We start from the raw sequence: 23,071 nt of genomic DNA, 5'->3' as shown, positions 1-23,071 counted from the left end.
AATATATATTAATTAAATAATATAAATTTGCTGAAAAAGTTAATAAATTACTTAAATAAAAATTATAATTTATTTCCAGTTATTGGAATAGAAGTTGAATTCTATCTTTTTTCTAAAAATTGTGATCAAACCGATGAAAATAATATAATTTTAACATTTGAATATGAAATAGAAAAATATTTTAAATATTTAAAATATTCTCAAATAAATAAAATTCTTTTTAAAAAAGAAAGAGGCATAGATCAGTATGAAATAGTACTACCTTTAATGGAATTAACAAGTAATATTAATAATATCTTTGAAGATTATGATAAAATAATTTCTATGATAAAAAATATTGCAGAAGTATATAATTTTTTTGCTGATTTTTCCCCAAAACCTAAACTAGATGATTACGGTTCATCTCTTCAAATTAATATATCCCTTCATGATAAAGATAGAGCAAATTTATATGATTCATTGAATAATTCTGATAATAATATAAATTTTAATACTAATTTAAATTATCAAAAGAAATATTTATTAAGCAATATATTTTCTTATGAAAATATTACAACTAATGATATATTACAACAAAGCATTGCAGGTATTCTTAGAATTACTGATGAGATAATTCCTATAATTTGTGATTATTTTCCAGAACAAATATCTAGATTAAAACATAGTAATGCTTCAAAATTTATGGCCCCTTGTACATCAAATTGGGGTGTAAATAATAGATATACAGCTATTAGAATTCCTGAGAGCAATAATTTACAAAGAAGAATTGAATATAGACTTGGAGGTGGTGAAATGTCACTTTATTTTTTAATTTTAGTTTGTATATCTGGAGTTGTATTAGGGCTACAAAATAAAATTTTACCACTTGAACAAGTTTATACTATACCTAAAGAGGAAGAAAGCAAATGGGATATTATTTTTAATGAATTTGTGAATAAAAATAACACTGAGACTTTTCTGTTTAATAAAACAAAAAATGATAATATAAACAAAGCAATTATGAAATTAAAATCTATAATTAATAGATATTTCTTTTAATATTCTTTTTAATACTCTTTAATATATTCAAAAACTTTTTAATTAAATTTTTCTGTTTAATAGAAATTATTTTCTTATTTAGTATAGCACTTACTATCTCTATATAGATTTTATTGATATTTCCTATAGTATCAATTTTTATACGTAAAATATCTTCAGTTCTAGAAAAATGCATACTAAAATATGATATTTTGTTACTAATTCTAATAGAATGTTGATCTTTATAATCTATTTCATAAAAATTAGAATTATTTTTTTTATATTTTATAGATTTATTATTATAATAATATTTTCTTTTATATTTATAAAAATAATAAATAATATTTTTAATTATTAGAGATTTATTGATTTTATTATAAAATTTTGATAATTTAATTTCTATTATTTTTATTTTAGCTTTCGGAATGATTTTTTTACTTGTACAATTATTTTCATAATCAATTTTTAGCGAATTATTATCATTCAAGTTATTATTAACTAAAATACTTATTATTAATGAAGATACTAATATAGGATCTTCATAAATTGCGTAATTATTGAAAATTTTTTGTCTAATATAAATATGTCCACTACTTTCAAAAGATATGATAATATCTTTATTATTTTTCATAATATTTTTTATACTAGTATGACCATTTGTACAAAATTTACCTATAATATTAGGATATTCTTTAGATATATAATTTATAAATCTTTTTGAAGTATTAACATCATAAAGTATTATAAATTTATCATAAAAAATATTTTTTTCTGTATTAATAGGAAAATTAATAAATTTTAGTAAAAATATTATTATATTTTCAATTATAGATATATTTTCATGAATATTGAAATTATTATTATATTCTACTACATTATCTAAAATATTACCTCCTACTTTATACCCTATTAATGATATTCTATCACCATCTCCATCAAAGCTAAAACATATAACCTTCTCTTTATTCTTTATTTCATTTAAACTATCAAATTGAGCAGAATTACTATATGGATTATAATCCCATGATAATGTATTGGTATTAATAAAATGCGTAATTTTTTTTGAGAATTTATTATCTAAAATATTAATAACTTTAGGAATAATAGATAGCATTGTGCTTTTACCAAGATTCCATACAACTTTTAATTTTATATCTGAGGAATGATATTTTTGAGAAACATTACAAAAAATATTTTTATTATTAATAGTATTATTAAGATATAATATATAATTATCACACCAATACTTATTACTATTGTTTATATTAAAATAATTATTAGATTCATTATATTTGTCAAATAAATAAGAAATATTTTGATAATTATTAATAATTGTCATCATTTCTGATCCATTTAAGCTACGATCTCTATATAAAATTTTAATTCCACTATAACTTTCTGAATTATGAGAAGCTGTAATCATTATATGAATTATAGCTTTTTTATTTTGTATTTTGTTATTTTTTTTTGTATTTTGTTGAAAATCTTTTAAAGTTATTAGATTTTCAGATAAATTATCTTCTGTATTAAGATAATTATCTACGTGAGATATATAATATAAAATAGGTATAGGTATTATACCTAAATTATCAACAGATCCTCCTGCTGCAGTTACACCAATTCTTGCTGCATTTGCCAAAGAATAAGAAGAAGAACGAAAATCATAAGCAATTCTTACTGTTACTTCTAAATTTATTTTTTTTTGTGGATTTATTTGTGAATCTAACCGTTGTTCTTCTTGGTTATTATTATCATTTTCTTGTAGATTATTTTCTTGTGTATTATATTTATATGAAAAATTATTATTTGGATAATTGTTCTTTAATTCCTCATTTTGTGCATCTTTTACTAATCCATACAATAAAGAAAAAATCATATCTTCCTTGATTGATTTCCTATAAATTCCTCTTAAGTCATAAGAATTAAACATTGAATAAAATACAATTAAAAAGAATCTTTAACAAAAGATTTAAAAAATATAAAAACTTAATAATTAATTTTTTGACTTTTAATGAAATAAACCAAAAAAAATATTTTTTGGTAATTCATTAGTATGTTAATAATTTTTTATTTTAAAAAATTTTATTATATTCTTTCAATACGAAAATAAATTTTTTCGATATGAGAATTATTAAATATAATATTTAATTTTAATATAAAAAGCTGTAATTTTAACAAAAAATTATTTAATATATTAAAAATATATTTTGAAAATATATTTAATTATTAATAAGTTTAATAATATATATAAAAAATTGAAAAATGCATAGATTTATGCATTAGCGAACGTATGTATAGAAAGTATCTAAGTTTTTGTGTTAAACATACAATTCACTAAAAATAATTAAAGTATTATAAAATAACTTTTCAACTGACAAAAAGATATTTATAAGTTATTCTAAATTAGAATTTTAAAAAAGCTTCTTTTTACAAAGAAAAATCTTATTTATTATTTGATATAAGAAAGTTAAGCTTTTATAGATCTTGTATCTGGATCGTATCCAATAAACTCTATTATTGCCATTGGTGCAGAATCACCAGTTCTGAAACCATGTCTCATTATTCTTAAGTATCCTCCTGGTCTTTTTTTATAAATTGGCGCAATTTCATCGTATAATATTTTAGCAATTTTACTATCATTTCCTAATCTACTGATTATAGTCCTATAGGAATGTAATGTACCTCTTTTTGCTATTGTAACAAGTCTCTCAACAGTGCCACGTATATCTTTTGCTTTAATTAAAGTTGTTTCTATACGTCTATGTTGAATGATTGCTTTAGCTAAGTTGCGAATCAATGCCTTACGATGACCTGATTTTCTACCAAATTTTGTATTTTTGTGACGATTAGTCATTTTGTTAAATTTTTATTTATTTATTTTTTTATTTAATTCTTATTAATTAACTTTTCTACTATTTTAGAAATATTTAATTAAATGTCAATAGAGATAAATATACCATATTTAAATATCAGTATACAAATAAAAAAGCATTAATTTATATAATTTATTTGTCTTATATTGCTAAGAGTTTATTACTTTTAAGACCAATTTTTAATATATTTTTTTTATTTTATATATAAAACTTAATGTGGGGCGGGTGACGGAGATCGAATCCGCGACCTCAGGTACCACAAACCTGCGCTCTAACCGACTGAGCTACACTCGCCACAATGGAGTGATTTTATAATTTTATCTTATAAATAGCAAGTAGAAAAATGAATATATAATAAATGAATATATATAAATAAATTATAAATAGAAACTATGAAAATGCGGAATTTATATCTATAATATCTATAATATTTATAGATATGTAGTATCTAAAAATAGATAAAGTTTTTTTATTTTTTTTATTTTTTTAGATTGAAACTGACTTCCATGATCTTTTAAATTTTATCATAATTATATACACATCAATTAATATGTATATGATGTATGTGTAATAATCATAGGTTAAAATTAATATATTATAAAATTTATTTAAATTGAGCATATTTTAGTAAAATTTATCAAATAACAATTATTTTATATTATATATATAAATTATATTAAATATTTTTATGTCAAAATTTTCACACAATCAATATAAAATTATTCCTATCATTTTATCAGGAGGAAGAGGAACTAGAATGAATTCAAATTTACCAAAAGTTTTACATAAAATAGCTAATAAACATATTATTAGTTATGTTTTAGATGCTATAAAGTATGGATTAAAAGAGAGTTTTATTGATTATACTGCTATAGTTGTTAATAGTGATATAATAAATAATCAAGAATTTAATGAATTATTGAGTTATTATCCAGAGCTCAAAATTCAAATAATAAATCAAGAAGAAAGTAATGGTACGGGAGATGCTGTTTTATGTGCAATCAAGTATGGTAACAATGCTATAGATAGTAAATCAGATGATAAAACAATAGGATTAGTACTCTATGGCGATGTTCCATTTATCAGACCAGAAGATATAAATATTATGTTAGAAAAGGTCTATAATGGTGCTCAACTTGTTGGGGCTTTTTTTACATCTGAAAATCCATTTTCATATGGTAGGGTTGAAATTTCTAATAATCATATAAAAATTGTTGAAGATAATGAATGCTCAGAGGAGCAAAAAAAGAATAAATTATGTAATGCTGGGATGATTGCATGCAATTATTCATTATTAAAAGAATTTGTTGAATCATATAAATACCATTTATCTGATTATTTGAATGAAATTCAATATATAAATAATTCTACATATGTTAATAATTTAGAAAATGTAGAAGAATATAGAGAAAATCAAAATAATAGTAGTGAGAAAATCAAATCTTTTAAAGAAAGAGAATTTTATTTAACTGATATATATAATTATGCTAGTAGAAGAAATGCATTAATAGATTATATTAAAATTCAAGAAGAAAAAGTAATCGGGATAAATACTCTTTATGAATTGATAAAAGCTGAAGAATATATTCAATCTGAACTTAGGATAAAATTTCTTAACTTAGGAGTAAAATTGATATTACCCAATACAATAATGTTAAGTTATGATACAAAAATAGGAAAAGGGACAATTATTGAACCAAATGTAATAATAGGCCCTAATGTAAGTATAGGAGAAGATTGCCAGATAAAATCAAACTCTGTTCTTACGAATTGTACAATTGAATCAAAATGTTTAATTGGACCATTTGCTCATATAAGATATGGAACAAAAATTGGTGATCAATCACGGATTGGAAGTTTTGTTGAAACTAAAAATGCCGAATTAGAGAATAATGTTAAAGCTCCTCATCTTTCCTACCTAGGTGATGTTAAAATTGGATCTGATTCAAATATTGGAGCAGGAACTATAATTTGTAATTACGATGGAAAACAAAAACATAAAAGTTTTATTGGAAAGAATGCTTTTATTGGGTCTAATTCTAGTATAATATCTCCAAGAATAATAAATAATAATACTAAAATAGGAGCAGGTAGTGTAATTACAGAAGATATTCCAGAAGGGTATATGGCTCTAGCTAGAAATATACAAGTGAATAAAAAAATGAATTCATATAATAATCATGAAAAAATAAATATAGAAAATAATACTATAAAGTCTAATACAGATCAGATTTTAGAAAAAAATACAAATTTTTATTCTTACTCAGCTTCTAATAGAAAAGTTGTAAATTTTTATAAAATGCATGGTTCTGGAAATGATATATTAATTATAGATATAGACGATAATAACGAGATATTTCCAGAAAACAGACAAAATTTAGATTATAGAAATAATTATCATTCCAAAAGTATTGGAGAAGAAATTGCATTATTATGTGATCGTAATCTTGGCATAGGATGTGATCAAATTATACTTGTTAGTAATATAAAAAATGATTCAGCAAATATATCAATATATAATAATGATGGAAGTGAGGCTCTTACATGTGGAAATGGGATGCGTTGTTTGGGTTTATGGATATTCATTTATAAACAATTAAAATATAATAAAATATTATTTTTAAATGATGTAAAAAATAATAATTTAAATGATAAAATTAATCAAAATGGAATTTTATTTAATTGGCACTTAAAAAATAGATCATTAACAACTAATTTATTAAATATTCAAACTAAATCAAATCAAATCGGAATATCAGGAGATGTTATTGCTGAAATGGGAGAATTTCGTTTTCGTGAAGTTGTACTTGAATTACCTATAAAATCAAATGGTGTTTATCATGTATCTATAGCTAATGATCATTTAGTTATTGTTTTAGATAATGAAAAAGATTGTGATATGAATCTGGCAGCATCATTATCAGTGAGTAATATTTTATTTCCTTATGGAGTTAATGTTAGTTTTATGATTATAGATCCTAAACACGATTATATCTCAATAAAAACATGGGAACGTGGAGTAAAACAACAAACAATGTCTTGTGGTAGTGCATCTGCTGCTTGTCATATTGCTGCACTAATGGCTAAATTCATTACAAAAGATGAGATTATTGTAAAAAACATAGGAGGAAATTTAATAAGTAAAGTTTCTAATAGAGATATATCAATTTATGGTCCTGCAACTATGGTATTTTCCGGAGAAATATTAATATAGTTAATAATAAAATTATTATATACAATTATATACATTTATATATTATATATATTTATATTTATTTTTCTAATTTTAAAATTCATGATTTTTAATTTTAATATTTAATGATATAAAATATAGTAATTTATAATGATTGTATAAATTGTATTTTTATATAGAAATTAATTTTAAATCACAGTGATTAAATTATTTTTTTATTACATTTTTACTATATTATTCGCAAAAACAGTATTATATCAAGATGTATCACTTTATGCTAGATCTATATTTAATAATGAAGAAAATGCTTCAGATGATAATAAAAATAAAGATAATTTATTAGAAGAAGAAGATTATAATAGTATAGGTTCTTATGAATCTGATGATATTCCAGATGAAAATTATAATCAGAATTATAATAATTATAATACAGATTCAAATGAAAAATATCCAACAAATGGAGATATAAAAAATATAGAAAATCTCAATAGTGAAGAAAATCAAGATAAAGATAATTATTCTAATGATTTATATTCTTATGATAAAAACAATAATGATGATATAAATGATGATATTGATTATAATCAACCTTTAAAAGGTAAATTTGTTAAAAATGCTAATATAAAATTAATTTCGTTAAATAGCGGATATACATTAAATCTTACATTAAATATTGATAAAATAATTAGTTTTTCTGATTCTAAAATAAAAATGATAAGTTGCTGGGTAGATGATAACAATGAGCTACTTGCAGACAGTAGAGTTAGTATATCTGTAACTAATTATAAATCAGATGGCTCAGAGGATAATATTTATTGGATAAGTAAGAAATATGGAATATTAGGTAGTACTCTTACTATATCAAATGAATATATTGTTTTATTAATAAAATGTTATTAAATTTCACATTAAATAGTGATAAAATGTTATTAAACTAAATCTTACATCTTAATATTAAATAGTGATAAAATAATTAGTTTTTCTGGTTCTAAAATTATGATATATTGTTTTATTAATAAAATGTTATTAAATTTCACATTAAATAGTGATAAAATGTTATTAAACTAAATCTTACATCTTAATATTAAATAGTGATAAAATAATTAGTTTTTCTGGTTCTAAAATTATGATATATTGTTTTATTAATAAAATGTTATTAAATTTCACATTAAGTAGTGATAAAATGTTATTAAACTAAATCTTACATCTTAATATTAAATAGTGATAAAATAATTAGTTTTTCTGGTTCTAAAATTATGATATATTGTTTATTATTATCTTATTTATTATTATCTCTTAACTCAGGTGGAATGATTAGTTTTTTATATTTTTTTTGATCAATTGGGAGTTGTGGAGAATCAGTTTGTAAACCTAACTTGTTACTTAAAGCTATTTTTTTATGATCACTACATCCAATCATAAAAATTGAAGATGTAAAAATCATTACTGTTATTATTAATATTTTATAGGTATATGTATATATGTAATTATATTTTGTATTATTTTTCATAAAATTGTTAAAAAATTATTAAAAATTTTTACTTTAATGATAGATTATTTGATAATTATTTTATTTTTCTTTATTAAGAATAATTATAAAAATAATTATTTATTAAAAACATTTGCTTTTGCATTTTATATTATTTTATTGTATGATAATCGAATCTCTATTGGTTTTTAATATTACAAAAAATACAAATAATAGTAAGAATTAATAAACACATTATAGATATAATAATCAAGAATTTAATAATTTAAAATAAGTTAATATATTTATTAAGCGATAATTATAAAATGCCAGTAAAAATCATACTTCATAGATTAGGGAGAAAAAAAAGACCCTTTTATAGAATCGTAGTTTCATCATCAAAAAAAAATGGACAGCTGGGATACTATGATCCATTTTCAATAGTTAAAGGTGGATTAAAAAAAGTTGTTTTAGATACAGAAAAATTTTCTAATTGGATTAAAAATGGTGCTCAACCTACGGAGTCTGTTGCAAGGTTAGTTAGAAAAATAGACCCTAATTTATTACCAAAAAAAATGCAAGTACCACATTATATGAAAAAACAATCAACACAATTATAATAAATAATATTAATTAATGATTATTAATATAATAATTTTATAAAATTTTATATATTATTTAGTTTAATATATTTATTTATAAGAAAAATAAATTTTATTATTTATATTATATAATGTAATTATTGAATCTATTAATTTATTAATCAATATTAATCAAGTTTTTTCTATAATAATAGTATAATATTAAGTTTCTTACAAAAATAATATAATAACTATATCAATAGTTTTAAATATTTATATTAAACTGCAATATCAATAGTTTTTTGAACAATTTGATTTTTTATATTATTTATATAATTTTCATTAGAGATATTATATAAATCATCATTGTTCAACAGTTCATTCACAGATCTTTCTATTAATTTATTGGTATTGTTATCATTATATTTAATATTCTCATATTTTATATTATTGATCCCACCAATAAATCCTTTTATTTCATTCAAATTATATTTCTTTTTCTTATTTGTAGTAAAATAATCATCTTCAGTAAAGACTGATGTTATAGTTTGATGTCCATATGTTTTTATACTTTTTTCACTAAAATCATTATGATTTTTTACAAAAACAGTACAACGTAAATCTTCAATATCTGCATTACTATTTAAAATTTTTTTAATATTTTCATCATCAAGTTTAAATTCTATATCATAAATATTATTTTTATTATTTTTTATATTTTTTCTTGAAATTTCTTGATTTGTTAAAAATTCTCCAGATTTATCATAAATCGCAATATTAAATTTATCATTATCTGAAAAATTAATATCTATTGCACATGTTATTGTTCCATTTCCATTTTTATCAAAATAAAATTCATCACTAGGAACTATTACTTCTTTATTGATTAAATTACTTTTAAAAGCCATTTTTTGATACTCATTTCCTTCACGAATACTTTGATATTGTAAATCCATTCTTTCTAATTCAGCTATTTGACCAATAGTTTTTACAGATAGATCGTTAGAATCTTTATCTGCTAAAGGATTAATAAATTTACTTTGATTTATTAATAAATTAAATAAAAATTTCTTTTGCTCTATAATTTTACTTTCAATAGAAGAAATATTCTTATTTTCTTTAGATGATATATTTGTTTTTTCTATTGGTAAAAATTCTTGATTATATGAATTATATGGAATCTGCGTACTAGACATACTATATTTTTTTATAATTTGTAGGTTTTATTGATTATTAAGTAGATAGATTATTATTTTCATAACGACGTCTTCTATCTCTTTTTTTTCCTTCAATAAGATTTCCAAATCTATTATCATCTAATGATTTTTTCATATATTCAACAAGAATATCAGATAATTCATTTAATTTCCCATCAAACATATGATTTGCTTCTATTAATTGATAATCAACTTCTTTTTGATTACTTAAATTTTCCCAAAGCTTATAAACTGACTGCTCTGGAACAATCTCATCTTTAGTTCCTTGTATAATTAATCCAGAAGTTGGGCATGGTGATACAAAACTAAAATCATAAGAATTTGTAGGTGGTGCAATTATAATAAATCCTGAGACTTCAGGTCTTCTCATCAATAATTGCATTCCTATCCATGATCCAAAAGAAAATCCCATTATCCAATATGCTGATGCTTCTGGAGCAGAATTTTGTAACCAATCTAATGCTGTAGCAGCATCTAATAATTCACCCACTCCATTATCAAATGATCCATGTGATTGTCCTACACCACGAAAATTAAATCTTAGAGCAGAAAATCCACCTCGTACACAAGCATCAAATATTCTATATATAACTTTATTATTCATACTTCCACCATATAATGGATGAGGAGAAAGTATAAGAGCAGCAGGGGCTCTAGGGTTCTCACACTGATAATATTTTCCTTCTATACGTCCACTACTATAGAAAATCACATCATTTAAAGTTTTTTCTTCCATTTTTATTTTAATTTCTATTTTTATTTATATAATCTTATATTATTATATATTATTTTTTATATTATAATTTAATTTGTTGTATTATTAAGCTGTTGTATTATTAATAGGTATAGATATCTTTTTTTTTGGCTCTAATAATCACATCATTTAAAGTTTTTTCTTCCATTTTTATATTTTAATTTATGTTATTATTTATATAATCTTATATTATTATATATTATTTTTTATATTATAATTTAATTTGTTGTATTATTAAGCTGTTGTATTATTAATAGGTATAGATATCTTTTTTTTTGGCTCTAATATTACTATAGTATTAGCAAAATAATCATGAAGAGATCTTCTTCTTTTAGAAAATCCAATTCCAATAAGACCTAGTCCAAAAAATCCTATCGATATTATGATAGAAAAACATCTTATAATAGCTTGTTTTTTAGACATTTTTTGTCCAGTATCTGCGTCAATTACACAACAACGTAATAACATCTTTCCTGGAGTTTTTGACCATTTGACCCAACAAATAATAGTTAATACCATTATAACTACTATCATAATTAATTGATAAAAAATAAAATTGCTAACTATACCACTAAGTATATTATCTTTCATTGCATTACCAACAATATCAACAACATCACCATAATTTACAGGTGGTACTAGAGAGGAATCGATAATTTCTTGTCGCTTACGACCTAATCCAGTAATATTTTCAGTAATAATAGAAATTGGTTGTGTAACAAATGAAATTATTAATGCATCTAATGAACTTGCAAAAATTCTTCTATCAAATGATGCTAATTCATATTCTTTATCATTTATAATAACTTTTTTTGTCTTTTTTTTTATGAAATCAGAAAATAGTTTTTTATACTTTTCTTTATATATTTTTTTATCAAAAATTTTATTTTCCATATAAAATTTTATTAAAATATTTTTAATTTCAAATTTATTGTTTAATTAATGAAGAATATCAAAATCTTATTATATTATTTATAATTTATACAAATATAGTTAATTATGCTTTGTTTATCATTCGCAAAATAATTCTCATATCTGCATTATCATTAAATAATAATTCATCTTTTTCATCAAAAATAGTGACGTGTGGTACAGAACCACGATATCCAACTCTCAGTATATAAAAAATACGAGATATCTCCAAATGATTACTAGAATGATAAATATTAAAGTTATCATTTGTAAAAGAGTTAACAAATGAATGTAATTCGTTAACATTATCATCTAATGCAAATAAAAAAAACTCTACATTGTAATTCTTTTTATTTTTTATAGATTGATCAATCCAATGAGATATATCAGTTATTAATGTACGACAATGTCCACACCAAGAAGCAAAAAATACAACAATCTTACGAGTTTTTGTTGATTTTACTTTTTTTATAAAATCAATACTATTTATTTCTACTGTATGCGCTGCATAGCAAAAAACATTATCAGTAAATTTTAAACAAATTAAAAATAATAAGAGTATTAATATTGATTTTATGTTTGCTTTGGGTTTTTTAAACATGCGTCAATTTTTTTTTTAATTATAAAGAAATTATAAAGAGTTATAAATGATAATAACTTCTAATAAAATTAGTTAAAATTAATATTGAACAAATGTCAAAATAAATAATCTATTATGTTTAGAAAAAAATTAAATAAAAGAATTAAATAAAGATATAAAATATATTTTCTAACAAATAAGAAACTATACAAATCAAATAATAAAATTAAGATGATTCTTTAGATATAAAAAATTATTAAGAATTTAAATATTCAAATAAAAATAGAAAAAACATTAATTTAGCATCAAGGATTACTGTTAATAAAATCTACTGAATTGTATTGATCTTGATTTTCTTCGTTAGTATCAACATTAGTACCCCAAAATCCTCCATCTGGTAATTTCGGATCGATATTATTTATGTGTTCGAAATATTTTACACTATAAGCAAAACCAATTGCTACAGGAAACATAACACACCAAGTTGGACCCCATGAACCCAAATTATCAACAAATATAAACAACATTGGTAATCCACCAAAAATCACTGCTCTTGAAAAAGAGAAAATAAAAGTTATTGCTGTAAATCTCTTAAATATTGGTAAATGTTTATAAAATATAGGGTAAGCACCAGCACTTGAGAATAATAATCCAACCATAGCAAATTGTAATAATAAAATATGAATTGGTGAAGTTGCAGCATCTAATATAAATGGTGATATAAAAACTAGTATTACAAATAAAACTAATTTTACTTTTAGAATTTTTAAAGGAAAGAATTTGTAACTTAATACAACTAAAACTACCCATGAAAAGGCTTCAATTATTGAGACGAAAAAATTTTGCCTGATAATTTCTTCTTGCGATAATCCAAATTTATCACGTAAAACTTGTGCACAGTATATATATGAAAAATTAAAAGTTACTGGCAAAGCAAATTCTAATAATAGTAAATGTAATAATGTTTTATAATTTAGATTATCTTGCCAAATATTAATTCTCTTAAAAAGACCAATTTTAATTTTTTCTGGTACTTTTCCTGTAACTCTTTTTTTAGCATTGATAAAGTCTGTACTTTCACGTAATCTAGTGCGTGCTATAAAACCAACAAAAGCTATGCATCCTCCAATTAAAAATGCATATCTCCAGCTCATCTTGTTTGATAAAACAAGACTAGCAATACCAAGAGCTGCAAATCCACCAAGAGCTGCAAATAAATCGACAATTGTCACTGCAGAGTAACGTACTGGAGGTTTTGTGCTTTCAGTTATATATATTTCTGCACCTATAACTTCCCCCATAGAAGACATTCCTTGAAGTATACGACATGCTGATAACGCATAAGTAGACATAATTCCTATGTCTGAATAGGTTGGAAGAGATGCCATCACAAAACAAGATACTGCCATCATACCAGTTGTTATAACAACAGTTGCTTTTCTTCCGATATTATCACCAACATATCCAAATATAAGTGATCCTATAGGTCTAAAAATAACAGCCATTGCAATTCCTATTGCTTCATTAATACGCGCAGTATGAGGATCTGCTGTTGGAAAAAATATTCCATTTAAAATATATGCCATATGAATATACAGCATAAAATCAAAATATTCTAAGAATGTACCTATTGATAATATTCCTATAGTTTCTTTTTGATTTCTTGTTAATTTAGAATATGAACCTTGTTCATCATATGAATCACTCATAAGTTGTAAAAATGAAGTTATTTATTAAAAAATCATTTTATTATAAAAAATGATAGCCACTTTTACTTCATTTATTAGTTTTAAGTCAACAATAAATTATTAAAACAAGTTATTAAATATAATATTAATATTGTTATCAACAAAATTTTATTTATTAAAATAAATAATAAGATTTTTAATACTAATTAAAAGATATTATCTAAAATATTATTTAATAATAGCTGCTGTTGCTAAATAATCAGCTCTATTATTATATACGCATTGACTATGTCCTTTTACCCAATACCAATATATATGTTGATTTAATTCATCTAATTTCACCCATAAATCCTTATTCTTTACTTTCCCATTTTTCCAATTATTTTGTTTCCATTTTTTAACCCAAAATGTAATACCTGTTTTTAAATATAGACTATCAGTAAATATAAAAATTTCTATATTATTTCCATACAAATTATATAAATATTCAATTGCAAAGATCGCAGCAGACATTTCCATTCTATTATTAGTAGTTTGCTTACTATTACCCCAAATTTCATTTAATAATTGATCATTATCATTTAAAATTACAGCCCCCCATCCTCCAGGTCCTGGATTTCCAGAGCAAGCACCATCACAATATACTTTATAAATTTTACACTGATTCATTTTTTATAAATTTAAACCATAGGTTAAAATAACTAATTTATTATTGGTAATTCATATATTTACATATTTCTCTAAAAAAATAAAATAATATAAAAATATATACATAGTAAAAACAATATAATCCATAAATTTAATTACATGTAATTAAAAAATATAGTAAAAATTATGTTAATCTATAATTTTTTCTTATATAAATATAAAAATATTATTTATTCTAACGTAAGTTGTTATAAGTAAGAACAGATGATAATAATTATTTATATAAATAATATTCAGTTTATTTTTATATTGTTTTATCATATCAAGTAAATTATCATCTATTAACATAATGATATTAACAGATTTACATATTCTATTTATCAATTAGTTTTTTAAATTTTAATTGTTTAATTGATAAATCTTTTTTAACTTAAATATATATTGTATTTTTTTATATGTTATTTTGTAATATAAAATATATATTAAATATTTTAAAATTTTTTATTTTAATAATATTTTTTTTTATAAAATCACCTTTTTATTTTCCAAAAGCTATTGCAATAGTTCAATCACGTCCTATAGGATCTGAGAAAAGGATTAAAATAATTAATTACTCTCCAAATAGTGTGATTAAATTCGTAGGACATTATATGTATCATTCTATTATAGAATTTGCACCAGATGAAGAAATAAAAACTATAACAATGGGTATATCAGGTGGATGGCAAATGCATCCAGCAGGAAATAGAATTTTCCTTAAACCAATCAATGAAGATAAATCTACAACAAATATGACTGTTATTACTGATAAAAGAATGTATTTTTTTGAAATGCATGCAGAATATGCTACAAGCATAAGAGATGCTAATCTTTCTTTTATCACTAAATTTTTATATCCACAGGCAATGACATTTGGTGAAAATAATAATGCATCTGGTGCTGCTGTAGTGTCTCTTTCTGATAATAATGTTGCTCCTGATATAAGTAAACCAGATGCTTATAATTTTGGATATAAAATTAGTGGACCAAGCACTAGAATAGAACCAATTATGATATTTGATGATGGAGAATTTACATACTTTAAATTTCGTAATATAAATGCAGAACTTCCAGCTATATTTTTAGTAAATGAACAAAATGATGAAGAATTAGTGAATTATAGGGTTGCATCAGGATATGTTATTATTGAGAGGGTACATGATAGGTATACTTTACGCTTAGGAAAAAATACAATATGTATTTTTAACGAAAATTTTGATAAAAAAACATTTAGAAATAAAAATAAATCTCAATAAATCTAAATGAAATTTTTATTTAATTGAAATAATTTTAAATTAACATGTAATTTTATACTGTAAATAATTTTTTATAAAATTTTGTAAAAAAATATATTATAAAAAATAATACATAAATTATTATAATAAATATATGTATAAATATAACAATTATTATCTTTTTAAATCATTAATTAATAACGATTAAGATTAATATTATTGACATTATTAATAATATTATTTATTTTATTCTGAATTATTTGATTATTCTCATATCTTTGAAGTTTTATACCATAAATTGCTGGAATAGATACTAAAAAATCTAAAATATACTCATAAATCTTTTTGAAGATTGAGACATTTTTTGTTTCTGATTTAATAGTATCAATAGATGATTTTATATTACTTAATCTTTTTTTTATTTCTAGAGAAATGTTATCCTCTTGACTTCCTTTTTGTGGGAAAGAAACTTTAACAAATTGATTGAAATAAGATTCACAAGAAGTATAAATTTTATCCAAATCACATCGTGCAAGAAATAATTTTTCAGATATATTTTTTTGGGTGTTTTCATCTTTTATCTGCAAAAGACTATTACAAATAGTTTCAATTTGAATAATTGGATTATTTGATTCATTTTGTTGATTAAAACATATTTTACTTATTCTATTTTGATAAGCTCGATTTTGGATTTGTTTAGTTCGTTCATTTTTATGAACTTGACTTTGGAATTGTTCATCTAGTTGACTTTGATCAACTTGGAGTTCTTGACTATTATTAACTTGAGATTCTTCATTTGGTTCATTTTGATTAAATTGGAATCCTTGACTTTCATCCTCATTGTTTTCTCCAATAGATTGTCTATTTTCTTGGATTTGATATTTAATATTTGCGTGTTCTTCAAGAAATTTTTTAAGACCACTTTTTTGATTTAATGAATCATAATTCATAGGAAGAATATCTTGCTCTAAATATTGTAGATTTTCTCTTGTTTTTCCATCAAGCAAAATTGGAGTATGTGCTGAATTTGTTATACAATAGACAGGAGATTTTAAATTGCTATAAGTCTTATAAAGGTCTTGAGCATAAACGATCGATTTTCTCATTAATTTTTTAGCTATCTCAGTTTTTTGCTTCTCATTAAATTGTCCTTCGAATTGTTCTTCAACAAATTTCTCAACTATTTTTACATGTTCTGGATTATCTTTATCAAGAGTTCTTGTTAACATTGTCATTTTAAACTGACCATCTTTATTATTTAAAAGTTGCGCATGATAATACAAGTCCTCTCTAGTAGAAATATCTACATAATCAATATTATTACCAAAATTATAAGCAATTGCATTTCTTGACATAACTGAAGGATCTTCTGTTACTTGAAGATATTCCTGAGGTAACGCTGTAAAATCAGAAAATAATATATCTCCATATTTTAATGAAGATTTAACAGCTTTATAGGCTATATATCCAGAAAGCGCTGATAATCCTGAAGATATATTTAAATAATTTCCTTTCGGTGCAAGATTATCAACTGTTGCAAGTTTTAATAAATCGCCAGAATGTATTTGTTTATTTTTTATACATTTAATAAGATTCAAGATATTATTTGCATTATTATTTTCCTTAAAAACTGTAACGATTTCTTGTGAAAATCGTTGACTTACATTTGATAACTCTACTAGTTTTTGATCATCCGGATTATCATTATCGAATGAGTCCTCTCCATTTTGTAATAAGTATTTTGCATCAGCTTCCATTATATCAAGAATATTCTTTCCTTTTTGGTTTAACTCTAGATCTTGCGACTCTATATTAATAGCTGCTCTTATTAAAATTCCCCACATCATTGATCTTCGACCACAATTACCATCTCCTTTTACAGGATATATTTTCGCATTCAGACCATTTTTAGTAAATTGATTATCATCAATCTGATAATTTTGCTTTATTATATTTCTTACTCTTATGGAAAGATTAGTGAAACTGGGATTTTTTATTTCTATAACATTGTTATCGTTCTTATTGTTTATTAGTCCACCATCGACATTGAGTGGAATAATTTCTCCTATTCCCTCATCATAAAAAAGATGCCCTTTATTTTGTCTAAGAAAATCGCATTTAAAATTATTAAAATCTATTGATAGCATAATATATATTTATAAGTTATAAATTATATTCATATAATAATTTTACTATATATTTTTAATTAATATATAATAAATTGTATATTATATATTTTTATCATATATTTTTAAATTTTACTATATATTTTTTTAATTATTATACCTATAATATATTATTATGGTTAATTGATTTGTATTAATAATATAGTATTACTATATCGATTTATTGGATAAAGAAGTATTTTTTAATTCATAGAACGTAAATAATATTGCTCCAATACAAATACAAATATCAGCAATATTAAATACAGGATAATGAATATTTTTTATATGAATATCTATAAAATCAATAACATATCCATATTTTATTCTATCTGTAAGATTACCTATAGCTCCCCAAATAATTAAATTCAAAAAGTAAATTGATTTATTATTAAAATAGTTCTTTATTATCCAAATAATCATTAAAATTATTAAACATAATGATAATATTATTAGTATTTCTTTTGGAAATGAATCAAGCATACTAAAACTAATACCATAATTATGAATTTCAGTAATATTAAAAAAATTATTTATATTAATTAATTTACTTCTATCTGAATTATATTTTATAGAGTGAAAATAAGATATCACATAGAATTTTGTTATCTGATCCAAAAACAAAATTATAATTCCTATTAAAAACATTTTTATATATATTTTTATAGAATCTTTTTTTAAATCTTTCATATAGAGTTTTTTTATACACTAATTAGTATAAATACAATAATAATATAATAATTTTTCTAATTAAAGTTTATATAAATTAATTTATATATATATTTAAACATATATTTTAACTCAAAATATAATCTATTACAAATTTTTAAGGATATAGCTAATACTCTACAGTATAATTACTATTACTAATTACTATTACTAACTATAATTATTTATACATATTAAATTAATATGTAATTTTATACTGTAAATAATTTTTTATAAAATTTTGTAAAAGAATATATTATAAATAGTATTTAGAACTTTTATAATTTTATAAAATTGTATAATAACTATACTAATAACAATTATTATCTTTTTAAATCATTAATTAATAACGATTAATATTAATATTATTTGTATTATTAATAATATTATTCATTTCTTTCTTAATTTTTTGATTATTCTCATATCTTTGAAGTTTTATACCAAAAATTGCTGGAATAGATACTAAAAAATCTAAAACACATTCATAAATTTTTTTGAAGATTGAGATATCCTTTATTTCTAATTTAATATCATTAATAGCTGATTTTATATCAGTTAATTTTACTTGCATTTCTTGATAAATTTTATCCTCTGGACTTCCTTTTTGTAAACCACTACCTCTAATAGATTGCTTTAAGAGATTATCACAAGAAGTATAAATTTTATTCAAATCATATCGTGCAATAAATAATTTTTCAGATATACTTCTTTGAGCCTTTTCATTTATTATTCTCAAAAAACTATCATAAATAGTATCACTTTCAGTATTTGATTGTTGAATTTGTTCAATATTCTCTTGAAATTCTTGAGTTTGACTATTATTTTTACGATTTTCATTACCTCCAACAGATTGTTTATTTTCTTGGATTTGATGTTTAATATTTGCGTGTTCTTTAAGAAATTGTCCAAGACCACTTTTTTGATTATTTAATAAATCAGGATCTATAGAAAAAATATCTTTCTTTAAATATTTCAGATTTTCTCTTGTTTTTGCATCAGTCATCATTACAGTATGTCCATTGTTTGTTATACAATACACAGGAGATTTTAATTTTAAATTATCATAAGTCTTACAAATTTCTTCAGTAAAAACAATTTTGTTTGCTATTAATTTTCTAGTTATCTCATTTTTTTCATTTTCATTAAATTGATATCCTATCTCTTCGAATTGTTCTTCAACAAATTTCTTAACTATTTTTACATGTTCTGGATTATTTATATCAAGAATTTTTGTTAATTCTTTTATCTTCAAAGAACCATCTGGATTACTTCCTGTTAAAAGTATTGCATTATATGCATAGTCGTTTCTAATATTAATATCTACAAAATCAATATTATTACCAAAATTATGAGCAATTGCTTTTCTTGATTCAGTAGAAGAACTTTCTCCCATCTGAAGATATTCTTTAGGAGGCGACATTGTAAAATCAAAAAATGATGCATTTCCATCTTCATTTTTCAATGAAGATTTAACAGCTTTATAGGCCATATATCCAGAAAGTGCTGATAATCCTAAAGATATATTTAAAGGATTTTTAACATTACCTTTTATAGTACTATCAACTGTTGCAAGTTTTAATAAATCGCCAGAATGTATTTGTTTATTTCTTATACATTTAATAAGATTAAAGATATTATTTGCGTTATTATTTTCCTTAAAAACTGTAACGATTTCTTTTGAAAATCGTTGACTTACATTTGATAACTCTACTAGATTTCCATTATCCGGATTATCATTCTTGAATGAGTCCTCTCCATTTTCTAATAAGTATTTTGCATCAGCTTCCATTATATCAAGAATATTCTTTCCTTTTTGGTTTAACTCTAGATCTTGCGACTCTATATTAATAGCTGCTCTTATTAAAATTCCCCACATCATTGATCTTCGACCACAATTACCATCTCCTTTTATGTAATGAAATTGAGTACCATTTTTACTATAGTTTTTTCCTATAAGAGTGTTTATTACTGTATCTCCAATTTCACCATTTATAATCTTATTTTTTTGATTCGGAACTACAATTCCACCATTTCCAGTTTCCTTTGTTATAGCATTTTTTAAAATTTTTTCATTATCCTCTAAAATTTCATCATTTTCAGTTTTCTTTTTTTTATCTTGTTTATCATAAGTCTTAATAATCTTAAGTTTATTATTTTTAATAAGTTCTTCCTCAATATCACGAATAATTAATTTATTATCAGACGTAATCTTATTTTTACTTTCATCATAAAAAATGTGAGTTCTAAAATACTCAGTATAACCAAAGTCCTCTGAATTTTTGTCTATTGTATTCATAATATATATTTATAAGTTAAAATTATATTTATATAATAATTTTACTATATATTTTTAATTAATATATAATAAATTGTATATTATATTATTTTTATATAATTTTACTATATTTTTCTAAATTTCACTATATATTTTTTTTAATAACAAAAATTTCTTATTTGACACTCCCACTATAAATAATTTTAGATAAATTATTTAATATCTGACTAAAAAATATTTTTAAATTATTTTTTAATAGAAAGTAATATAAATTAATTTATATATATATTTAAACATATATTTTAACTCAAAATATAATCTATTACAAATTTTTAAGGATATAGCTAATACTCTACAGTATAATTACTATTACTAATTACTATTACTAACTATAATTATTTTTTTTATGAATAAATAATAATACTAAATATGAATTTATATTTATGTATATAATCTATAAAAAATACTATATAATAAACATTTATGTACTACACTTTTTTATGTACTATACTTGAAAAAAATAAAAATCAGACTATAAATAATAAATTATAGTTTATCTTTCTTCATGTCAGTTAAAAATACACTAATTTAAATTTCTATAAATTAATATGACAAATTTAGTTTTTAATTCGGGATGTGAATTAAGCCGTTATATCAATGAAATAAGTAAATTTCCTACTCTATCTTTAGAAGAAGAAATTGATCTTACAAGTAAAATAGATAAATATGGAGATAGATCTGCAGCAAAAAAGATAATACTTTCGCATTTGAGATTAGTTGTGAGAATTGCTATGAATTATCGTAATTATGGATTGGCAATTCTTGATTTAATATCTGAAGGAAATATAGGTTTAATGTATGCTGTTTCAAAGTTTAAATTAAATATGGGATGTAGAATTGCTACATATGCGACATGGTGGATAAAATCTCATATCCAAAGCTTTATTCTAAAATCTTGGTCTTTAGTTAAGATTGCGAATAATAGATTAAGAGAAAAATTATTTTGCAAACAAAAACAAGTTCAAAATCTTATTAATAATTATGAAGATATCACAAATGTTAATTTCTTAGCACAAGATCAAAATAACGCAAAAATCATTTACCTTGATAAATCTGATGAAGATACTAATAATAGTATAAATTATGAATCTATTGCAGATAATAAATTAAATATTGATGAAGAATTAATTAATTCTGAAGAAAAAATAAGAAAAAAAGCTATTGTTAATATAGCAATTAGTAAGCTTGATTTAAGAGAAAAAGAAATAATAATTTTTCGAAGAATAAAAAACAAAATTCAAACTCTTGGTGAATTAGCACTAAAATATGGAGTATCATCAGAGAGGATCAGACAAATTGAAGAAAGAGCATTATCAAAAATGAAAAAAGTTGTGAATGATTTGAATACTTTACCAACTTATGCCCTTATTTCAGAATTTAAAAAATTATCTAATATATTTTCTTGTGATGTATAAATTTCTATAATTTCAAAATAAATATTAAAAATTAAAAAATATCTTAAGTTAAATAAAATTAATCTAAATAAATTAAATAAATATCAATATAAATTCAGAAAAACTTCTGTATTTAAGTAATTAAGTAATTAATATAGATAACTGATTAAAATAATGATTTTAATTAAAAAATTATCTAATATATTTTCTTGTGATGTATAAATTTCTATAATTTCAAAATAAATATTAAAAATTAAAAAATAT

At 21.8% G+C, this 23,071-nt stretch carries 18 protein-coding genes and 1 tRNA gene; 6 read left to right on the top strand and 13 right to left on the bottom strand.

Annotated elements, in window-relative coordinates:
- Positions 1 to 27 precede the first annotated feature (27 nt).
- The gene (locus Lyticum_RS03720) at positions 28 to 1,038 is read left to right on the top strand and encodes a type I glutamate--ammonia ligase (RefSeq protein WP_322498992.1); all 1,011 of its coding nucleotides are present in this window, start codon (positions 28 to 30) and stop codon (positions 1,036 to 1,038) included.
- Here the strand turns inward: Lyticum_RS03720 and Lyticum_RS03715 are convergent.
- The 3 genes from Lyticum_RS03715 to Lyticum_RS03705 all read right to left on the bottom strand — a co-directional run bounded on the left by Lyticum_RS03715 (position 1,019) and on the right by Lyticum_RS03705 (position 4,184).
- Complete coding sequence (locus Lyticum_RS03715; protein WP_322498991.1) at positions 1,019 to 2,947, bottom strand: hypothetical protein; 1,929 nt, start codon at positions 2,945 to 2,947, stop codon at positions 1,019 to 1,021. The genes Lyticum_RS03720 and Lyticum_RS03715 overlap by 20 nt on opposite strands.
- Before the next feature lie 537 nt (positions 2,948 to 3,484).
- On the bottom strand, positions 3,485 to 3,871 hold the full coding sequence (gene rplQ / locus Lyticum_RS03710) for a 50S ribosomal protein L17 (RefSeq protein ID WP_322498990.1): 387 nt from the start codon (positions 3,869 to 3,871) through the stop codon (positions 3,485 to 3,487).
- A 236-nt stretch (positions 3,872 to 4,107) separates the two neighbouring features.
- Positions 4,108 to 4,184, bottom strand: a tRNA-His gene (locus Lyticum_RS03705).
- A 394-nt stretch (positions 4,185 to 4,578) separates the two neighbouring features.
- On the opposite strand from Lyticum_RS03705, the gene dapF reads away from it, so the two are divergent.
- Positions 4,579 to 7,104 carry a diaminopimelate epimerase gene (dapF, locus tag Lyticum_RS03700; RefSeq protein WP_322498989.1) on the top strand — a complete coding sequence of 842 codons (2,526 nt, stop codon included), beginning with the start codon at positions 4,579 to 4,581 and terminating at the stop codon, positions 7,102 to 7,104.
- A 177-nt stretch (positions 7,105 to 7,281) separates the two neighbouring features.
- Positions 7,282 to 7,983: a hypothetical protein gene (locus Lyticum_RS03695; RefSeq protein WP_322498988.1), complete on the top strand. Its 702-nt coding sequence runs from the start codon at positions 7,282 to 7,284 to the stop codon at positions 7,981 to 7,983.
- Positions 7,984 to 8,362: 379 nt separating this feature from the next.
- On the opposite strand, the gene Lyticum_RS03690 is transcribed toward Lyticum_RS03695, so the two are convergent.
- Complete coding sequence (locus tag Lyticum_RS03690; RefSeq protein WP_322498987.1) at positions 8,363 to 8,527, bottom strand: hypothetical protein; 165 nt, start codon at positions 8,525 to 8,527, stop codon at positions 8,363 to 8,365.
- A gap of 350 nt (positions 8,528 to 8,877) precedes the next feature.
- On the opposite strand from Lyticum_RS03690, the gene rpsP reads away from it, so the two are divergent.
- Entirely contained in the window at positions 8,878 to 9,171 is a 294-nt protein-coding gene (rpsP, locus tag Lyticum_RS03685; RefSeq protein ID WP_322498986.1) for a 30S ribosomal protein S16, read from the top strand.
- Between the two features lie 239 nt (positions 9,172 to 9,410).
- Here rpsP and Lyticum_RS03680 read toward each other — a convergent pair whose 3' ends face one another.
- From Lyticum_RS03680 to Lyticum_RS03655, 6 genes are all read right to left on the bottom strand, one after another.
- Complete coding sequence (locus Lyticum_RS03680; protein WP_322498985.1) at positions 9,411 to 10,328, bottom strand: hypothetical protein; 918 nt, start codon at positions 10,326 to 10,328, stop codon at positions 9,411 to 9,413.
- A gap of 37 nt (positions 10,329 to 10,365) precedes the next feature.
- Positions 10,366 to 11,085, bottom strand: a complete 720-nt coding sequence (locus Lyticum_RS03675) for an alpha/beta hydrolase (protein WP_322498984.1) — start codon at positions 11,083 to 11,085, stop codon at positions 10,366 to 10,368.
- A 252-nt stretch (positions 11,086 to 11,337) separates the two neighbouring features.
- The gene (locus Lyticum_RS03670; protein ID WP_322498983.1) at positions 11,338 to 11,997 is read right to left on the bottom strand and encodes an RDD family protein; all 660 of its coding nucleotides are present in this window, start codon (positions 11,995 to 11,997) and stop codon (positions 11,338 to 11,340) included.
- Between the two features lie 103 nt (positions 11,998 to 12,100).
- On the bottom strand, positions 12,101 to 12,616 hold the full coding sequence (locus Lyticum_RS03665) for a thioredoxin domain-containing protein (protein ID WP_322498982.1): 516 nt from the start codon (positions 12,614 to 12,616) through the stop codon (positions 12,101 to 12,103).
- Positions 12,617 to 12,900: 284 nt separating this feature from the next.
- Positions 12,901 to 14,304: an MFS transporter gene (locus Lyticum_RS03660; protein WP_322498981.1), complete on the bottom strand. Its 1,404-nt coding sequence runs from the start codon at positions 14,302 to 14,304 to the stop codon at positions 12,901 to 12,903.
- Between the two features lie 207 nt (positions 14,305 to 14,511).
- On the bottom strand, positions 14,512 to 14,952 hold the full coding sequence (locus Lyticum_RS03655; protein ID WP_322498980.1) for a ribonuclease H family protein: 441 nt from the start codon (positions 14,950 to 14,952) through the stop codon (positions 14,512 to 14,514).
- 434 nt (positions 14,953 to 15,386) lie between these two features.
- On the opposite strand from Lyticum_RS03655, the gene Lyticum_RS03650 reads away from it, so the two are divergent.
- Positions 15,387 to 16,226, top strand: coding sequence for a TrbG/VirB9 family P-type conjugative transfer protein (locus Lyticum_RS03650; protein WP_322498979.1), 840 nt, complete (start codon positions 15,387 to 15,389; stop codon positions 16,224 to 16,226).
- 173 nt (positions 16,227 to 16,399) lie between these two features.
- Here Lyticum_RS03650 and Lyticum_RS03645 read toward each other — a convergent pair whose 3' ends face one another.
- The 3 genes from Lyticum_RS03645 to Lyticum_RS03635 all read right to left on the bottom strand — a co-directional run bounded on the left by Lyticum_RS03645 (position 16,400) and on the right by Lyticum_RS03635 (position 21,374).
- A complete protein-coding gene (locus Lyticum_RS03645; protein WP_322498978.1) occupies positions 16,400 to 18,352 on the bottom strand; it encodes a hypothetical protein in 1,953 nt (650 codons plus the stop codon).
- Positions 18,353 to 18,541: 189 nt separating this feature from the next.
- Positions 18,542 to 19,060 (bottom strand): signal peptidase II, encoded by a 519-nt coding sequence (gene lspA, locus Lyticum_RS03640; protein ID WP_322498977.1) that lies wholly within the window; start codon positions 19,058 to 19,060, stop codon positions 18,542 to 18,544.
- Between the two features lie 361 nt (positions 19,061 to 19,421).
- A complete protein-coding gene (locus Lyticum_RS03635) occupies positions 19,422 to 21,374 on the bottom strand; it encodes a hypothetical protein (protein ID WP_322498976.1) in 1,953 nt (650 codons plus the stop codon).
- 587 nt (positions 21,375 to 21,961) lie between these two features.
- Here Lyticum_RS03635 and Lyticum_RS03630 point away from each other — a divergent pair.
- Complete coding sequence (locus Lyticum_RS03630) at positions 21,962 to 22,828, top strand: sigma-70 family RNA polymerase sigma factor (protein ID WP_322498975.1); 867 nt, start codon at positions 21,962 to 21,964, stop codon at positions 22,826 to 22,828.
- Positions 22,829 to 23,071 lie beyond the last annotated feature (243 nt).

Source organism: Lyticum sinuosum, assembly GCF_034471385.1.
Lineage (GTDB): Bacteria > Pseudomonadota > Alphaproteobacteria > Rickettsiales > Midichloriaceae > Lyticum > Lyticum sinuosum.
This window is presented reverse-complemented; position numbering and strand designations above follow the sequence as displayed.